Consider the following 16,006-nt stretch of genomic DNA (forward strand, 5'->3'; position numbering starts at 1 on the left):
AGCCCGAGGCATCCGACCGTTTGCGGATCGCTCAGCGACGACCCGCCTTGCGACGGAACAGCCACGCGCCCCAGACGGCCGCGACGATGATGATGACCACGCACCAGCCGACCGCCCACCAGGCCGAGTCGCCCATCGGCGTGCCGAGCAGGAGCGAGCGGATCGTCTCGATCACCGGGGTGATGGGCTGGTTCTCCGCGATCCACTGCAGCCATTCGGGCATGGTGTCGACGGGCACGAATGCGCTCGACACGTAGGGCAGGAACAGCAGGATGAATCCGTAGCCGCTCGCGGCGTCGGGGCTCGACGCGGCGAGGCCGATCGCCGAGAACAGGTACGTGATCGCGAGGATGTACAGCGTGATCACCCCGAACACCGCGACCCATTCGACGAACGACGCCGACGGGCGGAAGCCGACGAGTAGCGCGGCCGCGACCACGACGGCGGTCGCGAGCAGGTTGCGGGCGAGGCTCGCGACGACGTGCCCGGTGAGCACGGCGCCGCTGCGCAACGGCATGGTGCGGAACCGGTCGATGATGCCAGTGGTCATGTCGCGCGACACCGCGACCGCGGTGGATGCGGCGCCGAATCCCGCGCAGAGCAGGATGATGCCGGGTACGACGTAGTCGACGTAGCCGCCCGACGGGTCGATCGCGTTGCCGAAGATGAAGGTGAACATCAGCATGAGCATCACGGGCAGCACGACCGCCATGAGGAGCGCCTCGACATCGCGGATCGAGTGGATCAGGCTGCGGGTGATGAACGTCGACTCGGCGGTGAAGCCACGAAGTCGCGGCCGGGTGGCGGTGAGCGTGGTCATGGCGGTCACTTCGTTTCGATGAGGTCGCGGGAGCGATCGGATGTCCCGCCGCCGGCGGTGATCGCGAGGAACACGTCGTCGAGGCTCGGGCGGCGGATGGTCACCTTCACGCCCTCGGTCGCGGCGGCGGGGGTGCGGTCGAGCTCGTCCATGGCAGCCCGCAGCCCGTGCACCGACCCGTCGCTCGGGAGCTCCCGCAGGAGCTCGCCATCGCGGCCCCGCAGTTCGACGACGTCGCCGCCGATGCGGGCCTTGAGCTCGTCGGCGGTGCCCTCGGCGGCGATGCGGCCACCGTCGAGCACGGCGATGCGGTCGGCCAGCCGGTCGGCCTCCTCGAGGTACTGCGTCGTGAGGAAGACCGTGGTGCCGGCATCGGCCAGCGATCGGATGAGCCTCCAGAGCTCCTGGCGACTGCGCGTGTCGAGACCGGTCGTCGGCTCGTCGAGGAAGATCACCGGCACGTCGACGACGAGGCTGAGCGCGAGGTCGAGCCGTCGACGCATGCCGCCCGAGTAGGTGCTGACACGCCGGTTCGCGGCATCCGAGAGTCCGAAGCGTTCGGCGAGCTCAGCGGCCCGCGTCGACGCATCACGGCGCGAGAGCCCGGAGAGCCGGCCCAGCATGACGAGGTTCTCGGTGCCCGTGAGCACTTCGTCGACGGCCGCGGACTGGCCGGTGAGTGCGATGCGCTGCGTGACCTCGTCGGCCTCGGCGACGACGTCGAAGCCCGCGACCCGGGCGCTGCCCTCGTCGGGCTTCACGAGTGTCGTGAGGATGTTGATGGTCGTCGTCTTGCCGGCGCCGTTCGGCCCCAGCAGAGCGAAGACGACGCCCGCGCCGACCGCGAGGTCGAGGCCGTCGAGCACGTCGGTGCGACCGAAGCGCTTGCGCAGCCCGATCGCGTGGATGGCGAGATCCATGAGAGGTTCCTTCCCCAAGTTGTCTGCGTATGCCGCAAACTGTTTATATCATCGACTGTTGTTTAAGTAATACACAGTTCTAGACTGTCGTCAAGCCATCGATCGACGGGAGCCGAATGAGCGACACGCGGGCCGACCCCGAACTCCCCCGCGGCGTCGCGCTGGCATGGGGCGTCGCCGCGAACCCGCAGCGCGGGCCGAAGCGCGAGCTCTCGATCGAGCGCATCGTCGACGCCGCGATGGAGATCGCCGACGCCGAAGGGCTCGCAGCCGTCTCGATGAGTCGGGTCGCAGCATCGCTCGGGTTCACGACGATGTCGCTGTACCGCTACGTGACGAGCAAGGACGACCTCATCCTGCTCATGCAGGAGGGCACGCTCGAACCGCCGATTCCCGACGACGCGGTCGAACGCACCTGGCGCGACGGCATCACGGCCTGGGTGCTCGCCGTGCGCGGCGCCTACCGAGCTCACCCGTGGCTCGTCGACATCCCGATCTCGGGCGCCCCCATCACGCCCAACAACCTGCTCCTGGTCGACTGGTTCCTGCGCGAGGTGCGCGATCTCCCCCTCACCGACGGCGAGAAGATGTCGGCGCTGCTGCTCGTCACGAGCTACGCGCGAGCGACCAGTGCGCAGGAACGCGATCTGCGAGCGGCCGCGGCGGCGGCGGCAGATCCGGCGGATGTCACGGGCGCGAACTTCTTCGAAGCGCTCGCCGAGCTCGTCACCCCCGAGCGGTTCCCCTACCTCAGCCCCCTGCTCGCCGCCGGCGGGTACGTCGCCGTGCCCGGCGCCGCACCCGATGAGTCCGACGACGACTTCGCATTCGGCCTGGCGCGCATCCTCGACGGCATCGAGCGCCACGTCGACCGCGTCGGCGCCGATGCTTCGCCTCCGGAGCGTCCCGCCCCGCTCCCGCCACAGGTCGAGCTCCCCCGCGACCCCAAGGTGCGCGATGCCGCCAGGGCCCGGCGCGAGGCCGAGAAGGCGCTTCGCGAAGCGCAGAAGCGCGAACGCGAGGCGATCAAGCGCGCGGTCGAGCGCGAGCAGAAGTCTGCGGGTTGAGGAGGCGCGCCAGCGCCGTCTCGAAACCCCGTCGCACGTTCGGGGCAGGTTTCGAGACGCTCCTTCGTCGCTCCCCAACCAGCCGAAAGAGTCCTCAACGCAGGGCGGTCGTCGCCCGGTCGCGGCCCGTGAGGTCGCGATGGTGGGCGATCGCCCGCCACCCGTCTGCCGAGAGCAGGGCGGCGATCTCGGCCGATTGGAGTTCTCCGTGCTCGATCACGAGCACTCCCCCCGCATGCAGCAGCGCGAGTGCCCGCTTCGAGAGTGCGCGCACGACGTCGAGCCCGTCGGGCCCGCCGTAGAGCGCATGCTCGGGATCGTGGAGTCGCACCTCGGGGTCACGGGGAATCGCATCCTGCGGGATGTACGGCGGGTTGGACACCACGACCGCGACCCTGCCGTCGAGCTCGGGCAGCGCGACCGCGAGATCGGCGAAGACGAGCTCGAGGTTGGGAGCGGCGACCTCGTCGACGTTGCGCCGGGTCCACGGGAACGCCTCGGGCGAGTTCTCGACCGCCCACACCCTCGCATGCGGCACCTCGGTCGCCAGGGCGAGCGCGAGCGCCCCGCTGCCGGAGCCGAGGTCGATGCCGATCGGCGCGGGCTCGGCGCTCGCACGGAGCGCGTCGATGGCGAGCTGGGCGACGCCCTCGGTCTCGGGCCGCGGCACGAAGACGCCGGGCCCGACCGCGAGCTCGAGCGAACGGAACGCCGCGCGGCCGGTGAGGTGCTGCAGCGGTTCACGCCGGGCGCGGCGCTCGGCGAGACCGGCCAGCTTCGAGGCATCCGCTTCGTCGAGCTCCCCGCCGACGACCAGGCGCGCCTGGACTCCGCCGCGCGACAGCCCGAGCACGTGCCCGATGAGCAGCTCGGCATCGACCTCGGGGTCGGGCACCCCGGCTGCGGCGAGCCGTGCCGCCGTCTCGTCGCGCACTGCGCGCAGCGATCGTCGGCCGGGGGGCGTGCTCGTCATATCCACGCAATGGAATGTAACCCACTCGCCCGTGCGGCCGCCGATCCCTAGGCTGGGGCCGTTGACCCCTACACGTCCCCGAGGAAGGCCGCACGATGGCGCAGATCTACGAGAACATCACCGAAGTCGTCGGCCGCACGCCGCTCGTGCGCCTGAACCGGCTCACCGACGGCGCCGGGGCGACCGTGCTGGCGAAGCTCGAGTTCTACAACCCCGCCGCAAGCGTGAAGGACCGCATCGGCGTCGCGATCATCGACGCGGCCGAGAAGTCGGGCGAACTGGCGCCCGGCGGCACCATCGTCGAGGGCACGAGCGGCAACACCGGCATCGCGCTCGCGCTCGTCGGTGCCGCCCGCGGGTACAAGGTCGTCCTGACGATGCCCGAGACCGCGAGCGTCGAGCGCCGCGTGGTGCTGCGCGCCTTCGGCGCCGAGGTCGTGCTCACCCCCGGCGCCGAGGGCATGAAGGGCGCCGTCGCGCGCGCCGACGAGATCGTCGCGAACACCCCCGGGGCGATCCTCGCCCGTCAGTTCGAGAACGAGGCCAACCCCGCGATCCACCGCGCCACCACCGGCCCCGAGATCTGGGCCGACACCGACGGCGCGATCGATATCCTCGTCTCGGGCATCGGCACGGGTGGCACGATCACCGGCGCGGGCGGGTTCCTCAAGGAACAGAACCCCGACGTGAAGGTCGTCGCCGTCGAGCCGGCCGACTCCGCCATCCTCACTGGCGGTGCACCCGGCCCGCACAAGATCCAGGGCATCGGCGCGAACTTCGTGCCCGACGTGCTCGACCGCGCCGTCTACGACGAGGTCGTCGACGTCGCCACGCCCGATGCCATCGCGACCGCGCGCCGGCTCGCCTCCGACGAGGGAATCCTCGGCGGAATCTCGTCGGGCGCCGCCGTGTGGGCCGCGCTCGAGGTCGCCAAGCGCCCAGAGAACGACGGCAAGACGATCGTCGTCGTCGTGCCCGACTTCGGTGAGCGATACCTCTCGACCGTGCTCTACGAAGACCTGCGTGACTGAGGCCGGCGGCATCGGGGCCCTGGGCCTGATTGACTAGCTCCCGTGACCTTCGTTCGAGCCCTCCGAGAAGACATCGCCACGGCGCGATCGCATGATCCCGCGTCGCGCAGCGGGCTCGAGGTGTTCCTCGCCTACTCGGGGCTGCACGCGATCTGGGGATACCGGCTCACCCATATGATCTGGGCGGCCGGGCTGCGGCTGCCCGCGCGCGTGATCTCGCAGTTCGTGCGGTTCCTCACCGGCGTCGAGATCCACCCCGGGGCCACGATCGGCCGACGGTTCTTCATCGACCACGGCATGGGCGTCGTCATCGGCGAGACCGCGGTGCTCGGCGATGACGTGATGCTGTACCACGGTGTCACCCTCGGCGGAAAGGCCGCGCGCGGCGTCGGGCGCGGGGCCAAGCGGCATCCGACCCTCGAAGACGGCGTGACCATCGGTGCCGGCGCGAAGGTGCTCGGCGACGTCACGATCGGCGCGTGGAGCGCGGTCGGCGCGAACGCCGTCGTCACGAAGGACGCCCCGCCCCACTCGCTCGTGGTGGGCATCCCCGCGACCTTCAAGCCGCTGTCGAATGCGACCGCCGACGCGGCGCGTGGCATCCACGACTGGCACATCTAGGCAGCTCGAGCGCCCTCGAGGCGACGAGACCCGGCGCCGGGCGCGCCGCTGCGCCACTTCGGGGCCCTCCGCGCCAGTACATGTGGCGCGGCCGGCGCCGAAGTGGCGCGGCGGGCACGCCGAACTCGTCGCAGGCGCCGCTTTGCGCTGCACGTCGCGCGGCCGCGCACAGCCCGTGCGGTAGGGCAAGTGCAGCCGTGGGTCTCAGCGACGAGGCCCACGCACCAGAGGCACGCCGGCGCCGAGCAAGATGCGCCGGAGCGGGCCTGCCTTCCAAGCGTCATCCCATTCCCATCGCGCGCACACCCACGTGGTCACCGCCCGGACATCGTTCTCGCGCACCTTCTCGTTACGGACGATCTCAGCAGGCGTTCGCATGTCGCCGTCGGCCTTCGGGTTGCCGAGGTACTTGCCCGCCCCGTCGGCTTCGCCCCATCCGCCGTAAGCGGGCCATGCGAAGTCAAGGAACGCCGTCCCGCCACCTCGTGTGCGCTGGACGGGTACCTGCAATTCGGGTCGAGGAAAGCCGAGCTCCTCGATCCGCACGCGACTGAGCGTCTCGAGCGGTGTCTCGGCGAGGTGCGTCGCCCGTTCGAGAACGACGGCGACCCGGCGACTGCCCGGGAACGGAACGAGCGCGTCGTATGCCGCGCGGAGTGCCTCGATGGTGGTCGACGGAGTTCCTTTGCCGAATCGGGGAACCCACAACGCGGAATCCATCATCGTGAGTGCCGTGAGGAGGGGTCGCGTGCGCGCCACCTCGATCAGGGTGTCGATCACCGAGGTCACCGCGATTCCGTCGTCGGTGGTGATCGGCGCGCTCGTTCGCCGAACGATCTCGACGACACCATTGCGTCGTCTGCCGGATGCGCCGGTCGCGAGCACGGTGATCTCAGCGGGTACCGGGCCAACGAGCGGCATGCCCGAGAGCACGGCCGCCGTGAAGCCCGCGAACACGACGCCCGGTCAAGGGATCACGCCGCCGTGGCCACGCGGCAACGACTCGAGGTTCATGCGGACAGCATCACCCGCATCGGGACCGATGGGTCGCGACATCCGTGGATGCGGCAGTGTGCGAGCCATGGTCGGGCTGTTGAGGACGCGTCGATTGCTCGGCCGCTCACGTGCTGCGCCACCTCGACTCCCGCTGCGCCACTCATGCTGGCGCAGGGGCCGCTGACGTGGCGCAGCCGGCGAACGATGCGCGGCGCGGTGGCGCGGTCGGGTGAGCGCGGGCTGAGTGTGCTACGCGTCGCCGAGACCCGCGAGCTGCGCCTCTTCGTCGGCCTGGATCGCCGAGTCGATGATGGGATCGAGCGCGCCGTTCATGACCTGGTCGAGGTTGTAGGCCTTGTACCCGGTGCGGTGATCGGCGATGCGGTTCTCGGGGAAGTTGTACGTGCGGATGCGCTCGGAGCGATCCATCGAGCGGATCTGCGTCTTGCGGGCATCGGATGCCGCGGCGGCGAGTTCCTCCTGCTGACGCGCGAGGAGGCGCGCGCGCAGCACGCGCATCGCCGCCTCGCGGTTCTGCAGCTGCGACTTCTCGTTCTGCATCGACACGACGATGCCCGTCGGCAGGTGCGTGATGCGCACCGCGGAGTCGGTGGTGTTCACCGACTGGCCGCCGGGGCCCGACGAGCGGTAGACGTCGATCTTCAGGTCGTTCTGGTTGATGTCGACCTCTTCGGGCTCGTCGACCTCGGGGAAGACGAGCACGCCGGTGGTGGAGGTGTGGATGCGGCCCTGCGTCTCGGTGACGGGCACACGCTGCACGCGGTGCACGCCGCCCTCGTACTTCAGGTGCGCCCAGACACCCTGCGACGGGTCGGTCGCGTTCGACTTGATCGCGACCTGCACGTCTTTGTAGCCACCGAGGTCGGACTCGTTCTGGTCGAGCAGCTCGACCTTCCACCCCTTCGACTGCGCGTACTGCAGGTACATGCGAAGCAGGTCGGACGCGAAGAGGGCGCTCTCGGCACCGCCTTCGCCGCCCTTGATCTCCATGATCACGTCGCGTCCGTCATCGGGGTCGCGCGGGATCAGGAGTCGCCGCAGCTTCTCTTCAGCCTGCGCGAATCCCTCTTCGAGCGCCGGGACCTCTTCAGCGAACGCCTCGTCTTCCTTGGCGAGCTCACGCGCTGCCTCGACGTCATCGCCCGCCTGCTGCCATGCGGCGTTGGCCGCGACGATCCGACTCAGCTCGGCGTAGCGCCGATTGACCTTCTTCGCGCGGGCCGCGTCGGCGTGGAGCGCCGGGTCGGCGAGCTCCTCTTGCAGCTGCGCGTGCTCGTCGAGCAGCGGCTGGACGGATTCGAACACGGATGCCTCAGCGGTGATCGGTCTCGTGCCCGTGCGAGTTGCCATGGCCGGCCGTGACCGCCGGCATCGACTTCTGCATGAGCATGAGGAACTCGACGTTGGACTGCGTCTCTTTCAGACGACCGAGCACGGCCTCGAGGGCCGGCTGCTGGTCGAGCCCGGCGAGGGCACGGCGCAGCTTCCAGGTGATCTTGACCTCGTCGGGCGAGAGCAGCATCTCTTCGCGACGGGTCGACGACGCGTTGACGTCGACCGCGGGGAAGATGCGCTTGTCGGCGAGCTGGCGTGAGAGCCGCAGCTCGGAGTTGCCGGTGCCCTTGAACTCCTCGAAGATCACCTCGTCCATCTTCGAGCCGGTCTCGACGAGCGCGGTCGCGAGGATGGTGAGCGAGCCGCCGTTCTCGATGTTGCGAGCCGCGCCGAAGAAGCGCTTGGGCGGGTAGAGCGCCGAGGCGTCGACTCCGCCCGACAGGATGCGGCCGGACGCCGGCGCAGCCAGGTTGTACGCACGGCCGAGACGGGTGATCGAGTCGAGCAGCACGACGACGTCGTGGCCGAGCTCGACGAGGCGCTTGGCACGCTCGATGGCGAGCTCGGCGACCGTCGTGTGGTCTTCGGCCGGGCGGTCGAAGGTCGAGGCGATGACCTCGCCCTTCACCGTGCGCTGCATGTCGGTGACCTCTTCGGGGCGCTCGTCGACGAGCACGACCATGAGGTGCACCTCGGGGTTGTTGATCGAGATGGCGTTCGCGATCTGCTGCAGCACGATGGTCTTGCCGGCCTTCGGCGGCGAGACGATGAGGCCGCGCTGGCCCTTGCCGAGCGGTGCGACGAGGTCGATGATGCGCTGGCTGAGCTTGGTCGGTTCCGTCTCCATGCGCAGGCGCTCCTGCGGGTACAAGGGCGTGAGCTTCTGGAAGTCGACGCGAGCGCCGGCCTCGTCGATGGTCTGGCCGTTCACCGAGTCGACCTTGACGAGTGCGTTGTACTTCTGGCGGCTGTTCGACTCGCCGTCGCGCGGCTGCTTGATCGACCCGACGACCGCGTCGCCCTTGCGCAGGTGGTACTTCTTCACCTGGCCGAGCGAGACGTAGACGTCGCTCGGACCGGGGAGGTACCCGGTGGTGCGCACGAAGGCGTAGTTGTCGAGCACGTCGAGGATTCCGGCGATCGGGATCAGCACGTCGTCGTCGAGGATCTCGGGCTCGACCTCGTCGCCGCCGCCCTGGCCGCGGCGCTTGCGGTCGCGGTAGCGGCTGCGACGGCCGCCCTCGCCATCACCCTGGTCGCGGCCCTGCTGGTCGCGGCCCTGCTGGTCGCGGCCCTGCTGGCCCTGACCGGCGCCCTGGCCCTGGCCGCGGCTGCCGTCGGCCTGCTGCTTGGCGGACTCGTCGGCCGGAGCGGCCTTCGCGTCGTCGCCCTTGCGCTGATCGCCGCCCTGCTGGGCCTGGCGGTCGCCGTTCTGGCGGCGCTCGCCCTGCTTCTGACCGTCGTCTCCGCGGTCGCCGCGCTCACCACGGTCACCGCGCTCGCCACCACGGCGGCCGCGGTTGCGGCTGCGGCCCTGGCGGGGCTCGTCGGCGGCGGGCTGCTCGCCCTCGGCGCCGGCGCCCTCGGCCGGCTGTGCGCCACGGGCGCCCTCGCCGGTGGCCGCGGCCAGCTCTTCGCGCACGGCGGCGCGGGCTGCCTCGCGAGCCTCGTCGGACTCGGCCTCGGGCACGAGCCCGACGCCGGCACCACCGGCGTTGACGTGCGTGAGTGCCGCGGTGGTCGCGCTCGTCGCGCGACGGGGCTGGCGTCCTCGACGCGCGGGGGCCGCGGTCTCAAGGGCGGCGTCGGAGACGATCGGGTCGGCCACGACGGATGCCTCGGGCTCGACGGCCGCATCAGCGGATGCCTCGGGCGCCGTGTCGGCAGCACTCGTGTCGGCGGGCGCAGCAGGCTCGGTCGCCACGGGCGCGTCGGCCACGGGCGCGTCGGCCACGGGCGCGTCAGTTGAGGCCACGTCGACGTCGAGCGTGACGGGCGCGCCCGCGTCGGCGGCCTGGCGCGCCGAGATGGCCTCGATGAGCTCGCCCTTGCGGAGCTTCGAACCGCCCGGGATACCGAGCGAGGAGGCCAGCTCCTGGAGCTCGGCGACCTTGAGGGATGAGAGTCGGGCGCTGTTCGTCACGCCGGCGGCGTGATCGGATGCGTTGGTCACTGGGGTATGTTCCTTTCCCCTGGCGCAGGAATTGCGAACCCAGGAGAGCTGATCGCACATCGACCATGTCGGTGCGCGGTGGCGCAGACATGCGCGAAAGCGAAAGCAAGAGATTGCCGGGAAGTGCACGATGCGGCCGTGAGACGCGAACTGTGCGTCACCGGCCAGGTGCAGAATCAGTCTAACACCCGGAAACGGTGGTCCTGACACGCGCCACGCCCTGTGGAGAGCGGTTGCCCGGTTGCGACATCCGCTCATCGAACGGTCAGGCGGGCTGCACCGTGGCGCCGAGGAAGTCGACCGCGAGCGGCAGCGCCTGCCACGCCGTGTCGGCGGCGGCCTCGGCGCGCGCGACCGCATCGGCGCGCTCGCTCGGGTCGCTCGCGAGCACGAGGATCGACGGGCCTGCGCCCGAGACGACGGCCGGATGACCCGCCGAACGCAATTCGCGCAGGAGCCGGTCGGTCTCGGGCATGGCCCCGGCACGGTAGTGCTGGTGCAGTTTGTCTTCGGTGGCCTGGAAGAGCAGTTCGGGACTCTGGATGAGCGCCGCGATGAGCAACGCCGACCGCGAGACGTTGAACACGGCGTCTTCGTGCGGCACCGATTCGGGCTGCAGCGAGCGTGCGAGCGCGGTCGACATCTCGTGTTCGGGCACGAGCACGAGGGGCGAGACCCCACGGTGCACGATGAGCTTCTTGTGCCGCGGGCCGTCGGGCGTGACCCACGCGATCGTGAGCCCGCCGAACAGCGCGGGCGCGACGTTGTCGGGGTGGCCCTCGAGCTCGGTGGCGAGCTCGAGCAGCTCGTCGGAGGTGAACTCCACGATGCCGTCGAGTAGTCCCTTGGCCGCCACGACACCGGCGACGATCGCGGCACCCGACGAGCCGAGGCCGCGCCCGTGCGGGATCGTGTTGTGCGCGACGAGCGAGAGTCCCGGCAGCGGCACGCCGGCTCGCGCGAAGGCGTGGGCGATCGAGCGCACGACGAGATGCGATTCGTCGAGCGGCACCTCGCCAGCGCCGACGCCGTGCACCTCGACCTGCACGCCGGCAGTGTCGGCGACCGCCACGTCGAGTTCGTCGTACTGAGCGAGCGCGAGGCCGAGCGTGTCGAAGCCGGGGCCGAGGTTCGCGGAGGTCGCCGGGACCTTCACATGCACTCGGCGGCCGGCGAGCGACGACGACGGGTCGGCGACGAGGGTTCCGGTCATGAGGCGAGCCCGAGCACCCCGGCGATCGCCGCGGCGTCGACCGGGACGATGGTGGGCTGCACGTCGGAGCCGTCGGCGGTGCGCAGCGCCCACTGCGGATCCTTCAGGCCGTGGCCGGTCACCGTGAGCACGACACGCGCGCCCGCGGGCACGGCGCCGGCTGCGGACCGCTCGAGCAGCCCGGCGACCGAGATCGCCGACGCGGGCTCGACGAAGATGCCGACCTCGGCCGAGAGGATGCGCTGCGCCTCGAGGATCTTGTCGTCGTCGATTGCGCCGAAGTAGCCGTCGGTCTCGTCGCGCGCCTGCAGGGCCAGATCCCACGACGCGGGGTTGCCGATGCGGATCGCGCTCGCGATGGTGTCGGGGTCTTTCACCGGCTCACCCCGCACGATGGGGGCGGATCCCGACGCCTGGAAGCCGAACATGCGCGGCATGCGGGTGGCGTTGCCCGCCGCGATGTCTTCACGGTAGCCGCGGGTGTACGCCGTGTAGTTGCCGGCGTTGCCGACCGGGATGAAGTGGAATTCGGGGGCGTCGCCGAGCACCTCGACGACCTCGAAGGCCGCCGTCTTCTGCCCCTCGATGCGGTCGTTGTTGACCGAGTTCACGAGGTGCACCGGGTAGTTCGCCGCGAGGTCGCGGGCGATGTCGAGGCAGTCGTCGAAGTTGCCCTGCACCTGCAGGAGCTCGGCGTTGTGGGCGATGGCCTGGGAGAGCTTGCCCATGGCGATCTTGCCCTCGGGCACGAGCACGGCGGCCTTGATGCCCGCATGCGTCGCGTAGGCGGCGGCCGAGGCGGACGTGTTGCCGGTCGACGCGCAGATGACGACCTTCGCGCCGCGCTCGACGGCCTTGGTGACGGCCATCGTCATGCCGCGGTCCTTGAACGACCCGGTGGGGTTCATGCCCTCGAACTTCACCCAGACGTCGGCTCCGGTGCGGGCCGAGAGCGCGGGAGCGGGAAGCAGGGGCGTGCCGCCCTCGCCGAGCGTGACGACGGGCGTGGCGTCGGTGACGTCGAGGCGGTCGGCGTACTCGCGGATGACCCCGCGCCACTGACGCGAGTTCGCCTTGGGGGTGATGGGGTTGTTCACACTGCTCCTTCAACTCGGAGGACGGACGCGACGGATGCGACGACAGGGCTCTGGCTGAGGGCGGCGACGGTCTCGGCGAGCGCGGACTCCTTCGCCTCGTGCGTCCCGATGACCAGCGTAGCCCGCTCGGACCCCTGGGCGACGGTCTGCGCCAGCTGCTCGACCGACACGCCGTGCTCGGCGAAGACGTGCGCGATCTGCTCGAGCACGCCCGGTTCGTCGGTGACCTCGAGCGTGATGGCGTAGCGGGTGGTGATGCGCCCGATGTCGAGCACGGGCAGCTCGGCGTGCGTGGATTCGGCGGTGCCGGGGCCGCCGATGACGTGACGGCGGGCGATCGCGACGAGGTCGCCGAGCACCGCCGAGGCGGTCTGCACTCCCCCGGCGCCCGCGCCGTAGAACATGAGCGGCCCGGCGGCGGCGGCCTCGACGAAGACGGCGTTGTTGGCGCCGTGCACGGCGGCGAGCGGGTGCTCGCGAGGCACGAGTGCCGGGTAGACGCGGGCCGAGACGCCCTCGTCGCCGGTCTCGTCGTCGATGAGCCGCTCGCAGATCGCGAGCAGCTTGACGACGTACCCGGCACGCTTGGCCGACTCGACCTGCTCGGCCGAGACGCCCGTGATGCCCTCACGGTGCACGGCGTCGACCGGCACGCTCGTGTGGAAGGCGAGGCTTGCGAGGATGGCCGCCTTCTGCGCGGCGTCGTATCCTCCGATGTCGGCCGTGGGGTCGGCCTCGGCGTAGCCGAGCTCGGTCGCGGTGGCGAGCGCTGCCTCGAGGGACGCACCGGTCTGGTCCATGCGGTCGAGGATGAAGTTCGTGGTGCCGTTGACGATGCCGAGGATTCGGTCGATGCGGTCGCCCGCGAGGCTGTCGCGGAGGGGCCGGATGATGGGGATGGCCCCGCCGACGGCCGCCTCGTAGGAGAGCTGGGCCCCCACCTGCTGCGCCGCCGCGAACAGCTCGGGCCCGTGCGTGGCGAGCAGGGCCTTGTTGCCGGTGACGACGTCGGCGCCCGAGGCGATCGCCGCGAGCACGAGGGTGCGGGCGGGCTCGAGCCCGCCCATGAGCTCGATGACGATGTCGGAGCCGTGGATGAGCGACTCGACGTCGGTCGTGAGCAGCTCAGGCGGCAGGTCGGCGTCGCGCTTCGCGTTCGTGTCGCGCACCGCGATGCCCACGAGCTCGATGCGCGCGCCGACGCGCTGGGCGAGTTCGTCGCTGTGCTCGAGCAGCAGGCGGGCGACCTGCGAGCCGACGGAACCGGCGCCGAGGAGCCCGACTCGGATGGAGCGGTACTCGATCATGCAGGGATCCCTTCGGTGGATCGGTCATCGGGGTCGGGCTCGAGTCCGGCATCGCGGGCGAGCAGGTCGGCCTCGCTCTCGCCGCGCACGATCACCCGCGCCTCGCCGTCGCGCACCGCGACCACGGGCGGTCGCGGCACGTGGTTGTAGTTCGACGCGAGCGACCAGCAATAGGCGCCGGTGGCCGGCACGGCGAGCAGGTCTCCGGGGGCGATGTCGCCCGGGAGGTACTCGGCGTCGACGACGATGTCGCCCGATTCGCAGTGCTTGCCGGCGACGCGCACGAGCACGGGTGCCGCCGTCGAGACTCGCGAAGCGATGCGGGCACTGTAGTCGGCGCCGTAGAGGGCAGGACGTGCGTTGTCGCTCATGCCGCCGTCGACCGAGACGTAGTGGCGAATGCCGCCGTCGATGGGCACGGGCTTGACCGTGCCGACGGTGTACAGCGTGACCCCGCCCGGCCCGATGATCGACCGTCCGGGTTCGAACGCGAGCTTCGGCACGGGAACGCCCCGCTCGCGGCATCCGTCGGCGACCGCGTCGACGATGCCCAGCGCGATCTCTTCGATCGGCGTGGGCTCGTCGGCCGACGTGTAGGCGATGCCGAAGCCGCCGCCGAGGTTCAGTTCGGGCAGGGGTGCGACGGCGGCGAGCTCGGCGTGGGCGGCGAGCAGGCGCGACGCCGATTCGGCGAAGCCCGCCGAATCGAAGATCTGCGAGCCGATGTGGCAGTGCAGGCCGAGCAGGTCGAGGGAGGAGTGCGAGCGGATGCGCGTGCCGAGCTCGACGGCCCGCTCGAGCGAGACCCCGAACTTCTGGTCTTCGTGCGCGGTCGCGAGGAACTCGTGCGTCGACGCGTGCACGCCGCTGTTCACGCGCAGCCGCACCCGCTGCACGCGGCCGGCGCGGGCCGCTGCGTCGGCGACGCGTTCGATCTCGATCTCGCTGTCGAGCACGATCGCGCCGACGCCGGCGGCGACCGCCCGCTCGATCTCGGCGACCGACTTGTTGTTGCCGTGGAAGCCGATGCGCGCCGGGTCGGCGCCGGCGGCGAGGGCGATGGCGAGCTCGCCGCCGGTGCACACGTCGACCGAGAGCCCCTCTTCGCCGACCCAGCGCACGACGGCCCCCGAGAGGAACGCCTTGCCGGCGTAATAGATCGTCACATCGGTGCCGGCCGTCGACGCGGCGGCGTCGAACGCGGCACGGATGCGCCGGGCACGTGCCCGCGCGTCGGCCTCGTCGACCACGTACAGCGGCGAGCCGAACCGCGCGACGAGCGTCGCCGCGTCGACGCCGCCGACGACCAGGCGTCCGTCGCGGTCGCGGTGCGACCGCTCGGGCCACACGAGCGGCGCGAGCGCGTTGGCGTCTTCGGGCACGCGGAGCCAGCCGGGCACGGGTGCGCTTGATGCAACGGATGTCACGGGAAACCTCACGTGAGGGCGAATCGACGGATCGCTCGCGGCGAGCGAACCCGGATCGGTTCCTGAAGCCTGATGCGTGCCGGCCTTGTGGGTCGGCGTCACCGAGTCTATCGAGCCGACCCGACCCGCTCCGAATCGATGACGCTCAGGCGCAGGTGCCGGTGTCGGCGAGGCTCTCCTCGTCGAGGCGCAGGCCGGTCGCCTGAGCGTCGACGCGCACCGAGCCCTCGGTGACGTCGATGGCGGTCACCTCGACGCCCTCGGGCAGGCGCTCGGCCACGCAGATCTCGATCGGGTCGTCGCCGATGATGCGTTCGGCGAGTCCCGAGAGGTCGACCGAGCCGCCCGCAGCCGAGACGTCGACGCCGATCGACTCGAGCACCACGGTGTCGCCGGCCGCGACCGGCGTTGCGGTGACCTCGACGGTGATGGGGATCGGGATCGAAAGGACCTCGACCTCGATCGACCGCTCGTAGCCGACGGCGCCGTCGCCGAGCGTCAGCCCGCCCTCGATGCCCGCGACCTCGATCAGGCGGTTCACCGTGGCCTCGTCGGCGACGACCGTCGCGTCGGCCTGCGCGATGGGCGACGCGAAGTCGACCGGCACGCCCTGCAGCGTGACGTCGACGTCGAGCGGGGCGCCCTCGACGAGGAGTTCGGGCGCGCTCAGCTCGACGTGGTCGATCGTTCCCGTGAGGTATTGCGCGAGCACCGAGAACCCGCCGATCGTGACATCGACCTCGCCCTCGACACCCGGGGGCAGCTCGGCCTCGATCTGCTCGGCCACGCGTTGCTCGGCGATGCCCCGGACGACGACGTCGGCGATCACGAGGAGCACCGCGACGCCGACGACGATCGACGCGACGATGATCCACGCGCGGGCTGCGCGACGTCGGCGCCGGGGTTCCGCCGTCGCCGGCATCGGTGCGAGCGCCTCGGTGGGATACACCTCGGTGGGGCGGTCATCGCGCGAGGAATCCGTCATCGAAGCCCCTCCTTCGCATC

At 70.8% G+C, this 16,006-nt stretch carries 14 protein-coding genes; 3 read left to right on the forward strand and 11 right to left on the reverse strand.

The features are described 5' to 3' along the window. Positions 1–31: 31 nt before the first annotated feature. Both LSF15_RS01085 and LSF15_RS01090 read right to left on the reverse strand, forming a co-directional pair. The gene (locus LSF15_RS01085; RefSeq protein WP_232496677.1) at positions 32–820 is read right to left on the reverse strand and encodes an ABC transporter permease; all 789 of its coding nucleotides are present in this window, start codon (positions 818–820) and stop codon (positions 32–34) included. A 5-nt stretch (positions 821–825) separates the two neighbouring features. Beyond that, the gene (locus LSF15_RS01090; protein WP_232496678.1) at positions 826–1,740 is read right to left on the reverse strand and encodes an ATP-binding cassette domain-containing protein; all 915 of its coding nucleotides are present in this window, start codon (positions 1,738–1,740) and stop codon (positions 826–828) included. A 116-nt stretch (positions 1,741–1,856) separates the two neighbouring features. Here LSF15_RS01090 and LSF15_RS01095 point away from each other — a divergent pair, with 116 nt between their 5' ends. After that, positions 1,857–2,807 (forward strand): TetR/AcrR family transcriptional regulator, encoded by a 951-nt coding sequence (locus tag LSF15_RS01095; protein WP_232496679.1) that lies wholly within the window; start codon positions 1,857–1,859, stop codon positions 2,805–2,807. 94 nt (positions 2,808–2,901) lie between these two features. Here the strand turns inward: LSF15_RS01095 and prmC are convergent, their stop codons facing one another. Then, positions 2,902–3,780 (reverse strand): peptide chain release factor N(5)-glutamine methyltransferase, encoded by an 879-nt coding sequence (gene prmC / locus LSF15_RS01100; protein WP_232496960.1) that lies wholly within the window; start codon positions 3,778–3,780, stop codon positions 2,902–2,904. Between the two features lie 95 nt (positions 3,781–3,875). On the opposite strand from prmC, the gene cysK reads away from it, so the two are divergent. Both cysK and epsC read left to right on the forward strand, forming a co-directional pair. After that, positions 3,876–4,811, forward strand: a complete 936-nt coding sequence (cysK, locus tag LSF15_RS01105) for a cysteine synthase A (protein WP_232496680.1) — start codon at positions 3,876–3,878, stop codon at positions 4,809–4,811. Positions 4,812–4,853: 42 nt separating this feature from the next. Next, positions 4,854–5,432, forward strand: coding sequence for a serine O-acetyltransferase EpsC (gene epsC / locus LSF15_RS01110; RefSeq protein ID WP_232496681.1), 579 nt, complete (start codon positions 4,854–4,856; stop codon positions 5,430–5,432). Between the two features lie 204 nt (positions 5,433–5,636). Here epsC and LSF15_RS01115 read toward each other — a convergent pair whose 3' ends face one another. The 8 genes from LSF15_RS01115 to LSF15_RS01150 all read right to left on the reverse strand — a co-directional run bounded on the left by LSF15_RS01115 (position 5,637) and on the right by LSF15_RS01150 (position 15,986). Beyond that, entirely contained in the window at positions 5,637–6,389 is a 753-nt protein-coding gene (locus tag LSF15_RS01115; protein ID WP_232496682.1) for a hypothetical protein, read from the reverse strand. Positions 6,390–6,677: 288 nt separating this feature from the next. Beyond that, a complete protein-coding gene (gene prfA, locus LSF15_RS01120; protein ID WP_232496961.1) occupies positions 6,678–7,754 on the reverse strand; it encodes a peptide chain release factor 1 in 1,077 nt (358 codons plus the stop codon). 7 nt (positions 7,755–7,761) lie between these two features. Then, on the reverse strand, positions 7,762–9,957 hold the full coding sequence (gene rho / locus LSF15_RS01125) for a transcription termination factor Rho (RefSeq protein ID WP_232496683.1): 2,196 nt from the start codon (positions 9,955–9,957) through the stop codon (positions 7,762–7,764). 265 nt (positions 9,958–10,222) lie between these two features. Further along, positions 10,223–11,170, reverse strand: a complete 948-nt coding sequence (thrB, locus tag LSF15_RS01130; RefSeq protein WP_232496684.1) for a homoserine kinase — start codon at positions 11,168–11,170, stop codon at positions 10,223–10,225. Further along, on the reverse strand, positions 11,167–12,267 hold the full coding sequence (gene thrC / locus LSF15_RS01135) for a threonine synthase (protein ID WP_232496685.1): 1,101 nt from the start codon (positions 12,265–12,267) through the stop codon (positions 11,167–11,169). The genes thrB and thrC overlap by 4 nt, the downstream gene beginning before the upstream one ends. Continuing rightward, the gene (locus tag LSF15_RS01140) at positions 12,264–13,574 is read right to left on the reverse strand and encodes a homoserine dehydrogenase (RefSeq protein WP_232496686.1); all 1,311 of its coding nucleotides are present in this window, start codon (positions 13,572–13,574) and stop codon (positions 12,264–12,266) included. The genes thrC and LSF15_RS01140 overlap by 4 nt, the downstream gene beginning before the upstream one ends. Then, positions 13,571–14,974, reverse strand: coding sequence for a diaminopimelate decarboxylase (gene lysA, locus LSF15_RS01145; protein WP_232496687.1), 1,404 nt, complete (start codon positions 14,972–14,974; stop codon positions 13,571–13,573). Before lysA ends, LSF15_RS01140 begins: the two co-directional genes overlap by 4 nt. A gap of 172 nt (positions 14,975–15,146) precedes the next feature. Then, positions 15,147–15,986 carry an LmeA family phospholipid-binding protein gene (locus LSF15_RS01150; RefSeq protein ID WP_232496688.1) on the reverse strand — a complete coding sequence of 280 codons (840 nt, stop codon included), beginning with the start codon at positions 15,984–15,986 and terminating at the stop codon, positions 15,147–15,149. Positions 15,987–16,006: the final 20 nt, after the last annotated feature.

Origin of the sequence: Agromyces humatus, from assembly GCF_021228295.1 — a bacterium.
GTDB lineage: Bacteria > Actinomycetota > Actinomycetes > Actinomycetales > Microbacteriaceae > Agromyces > Agromyces humatus.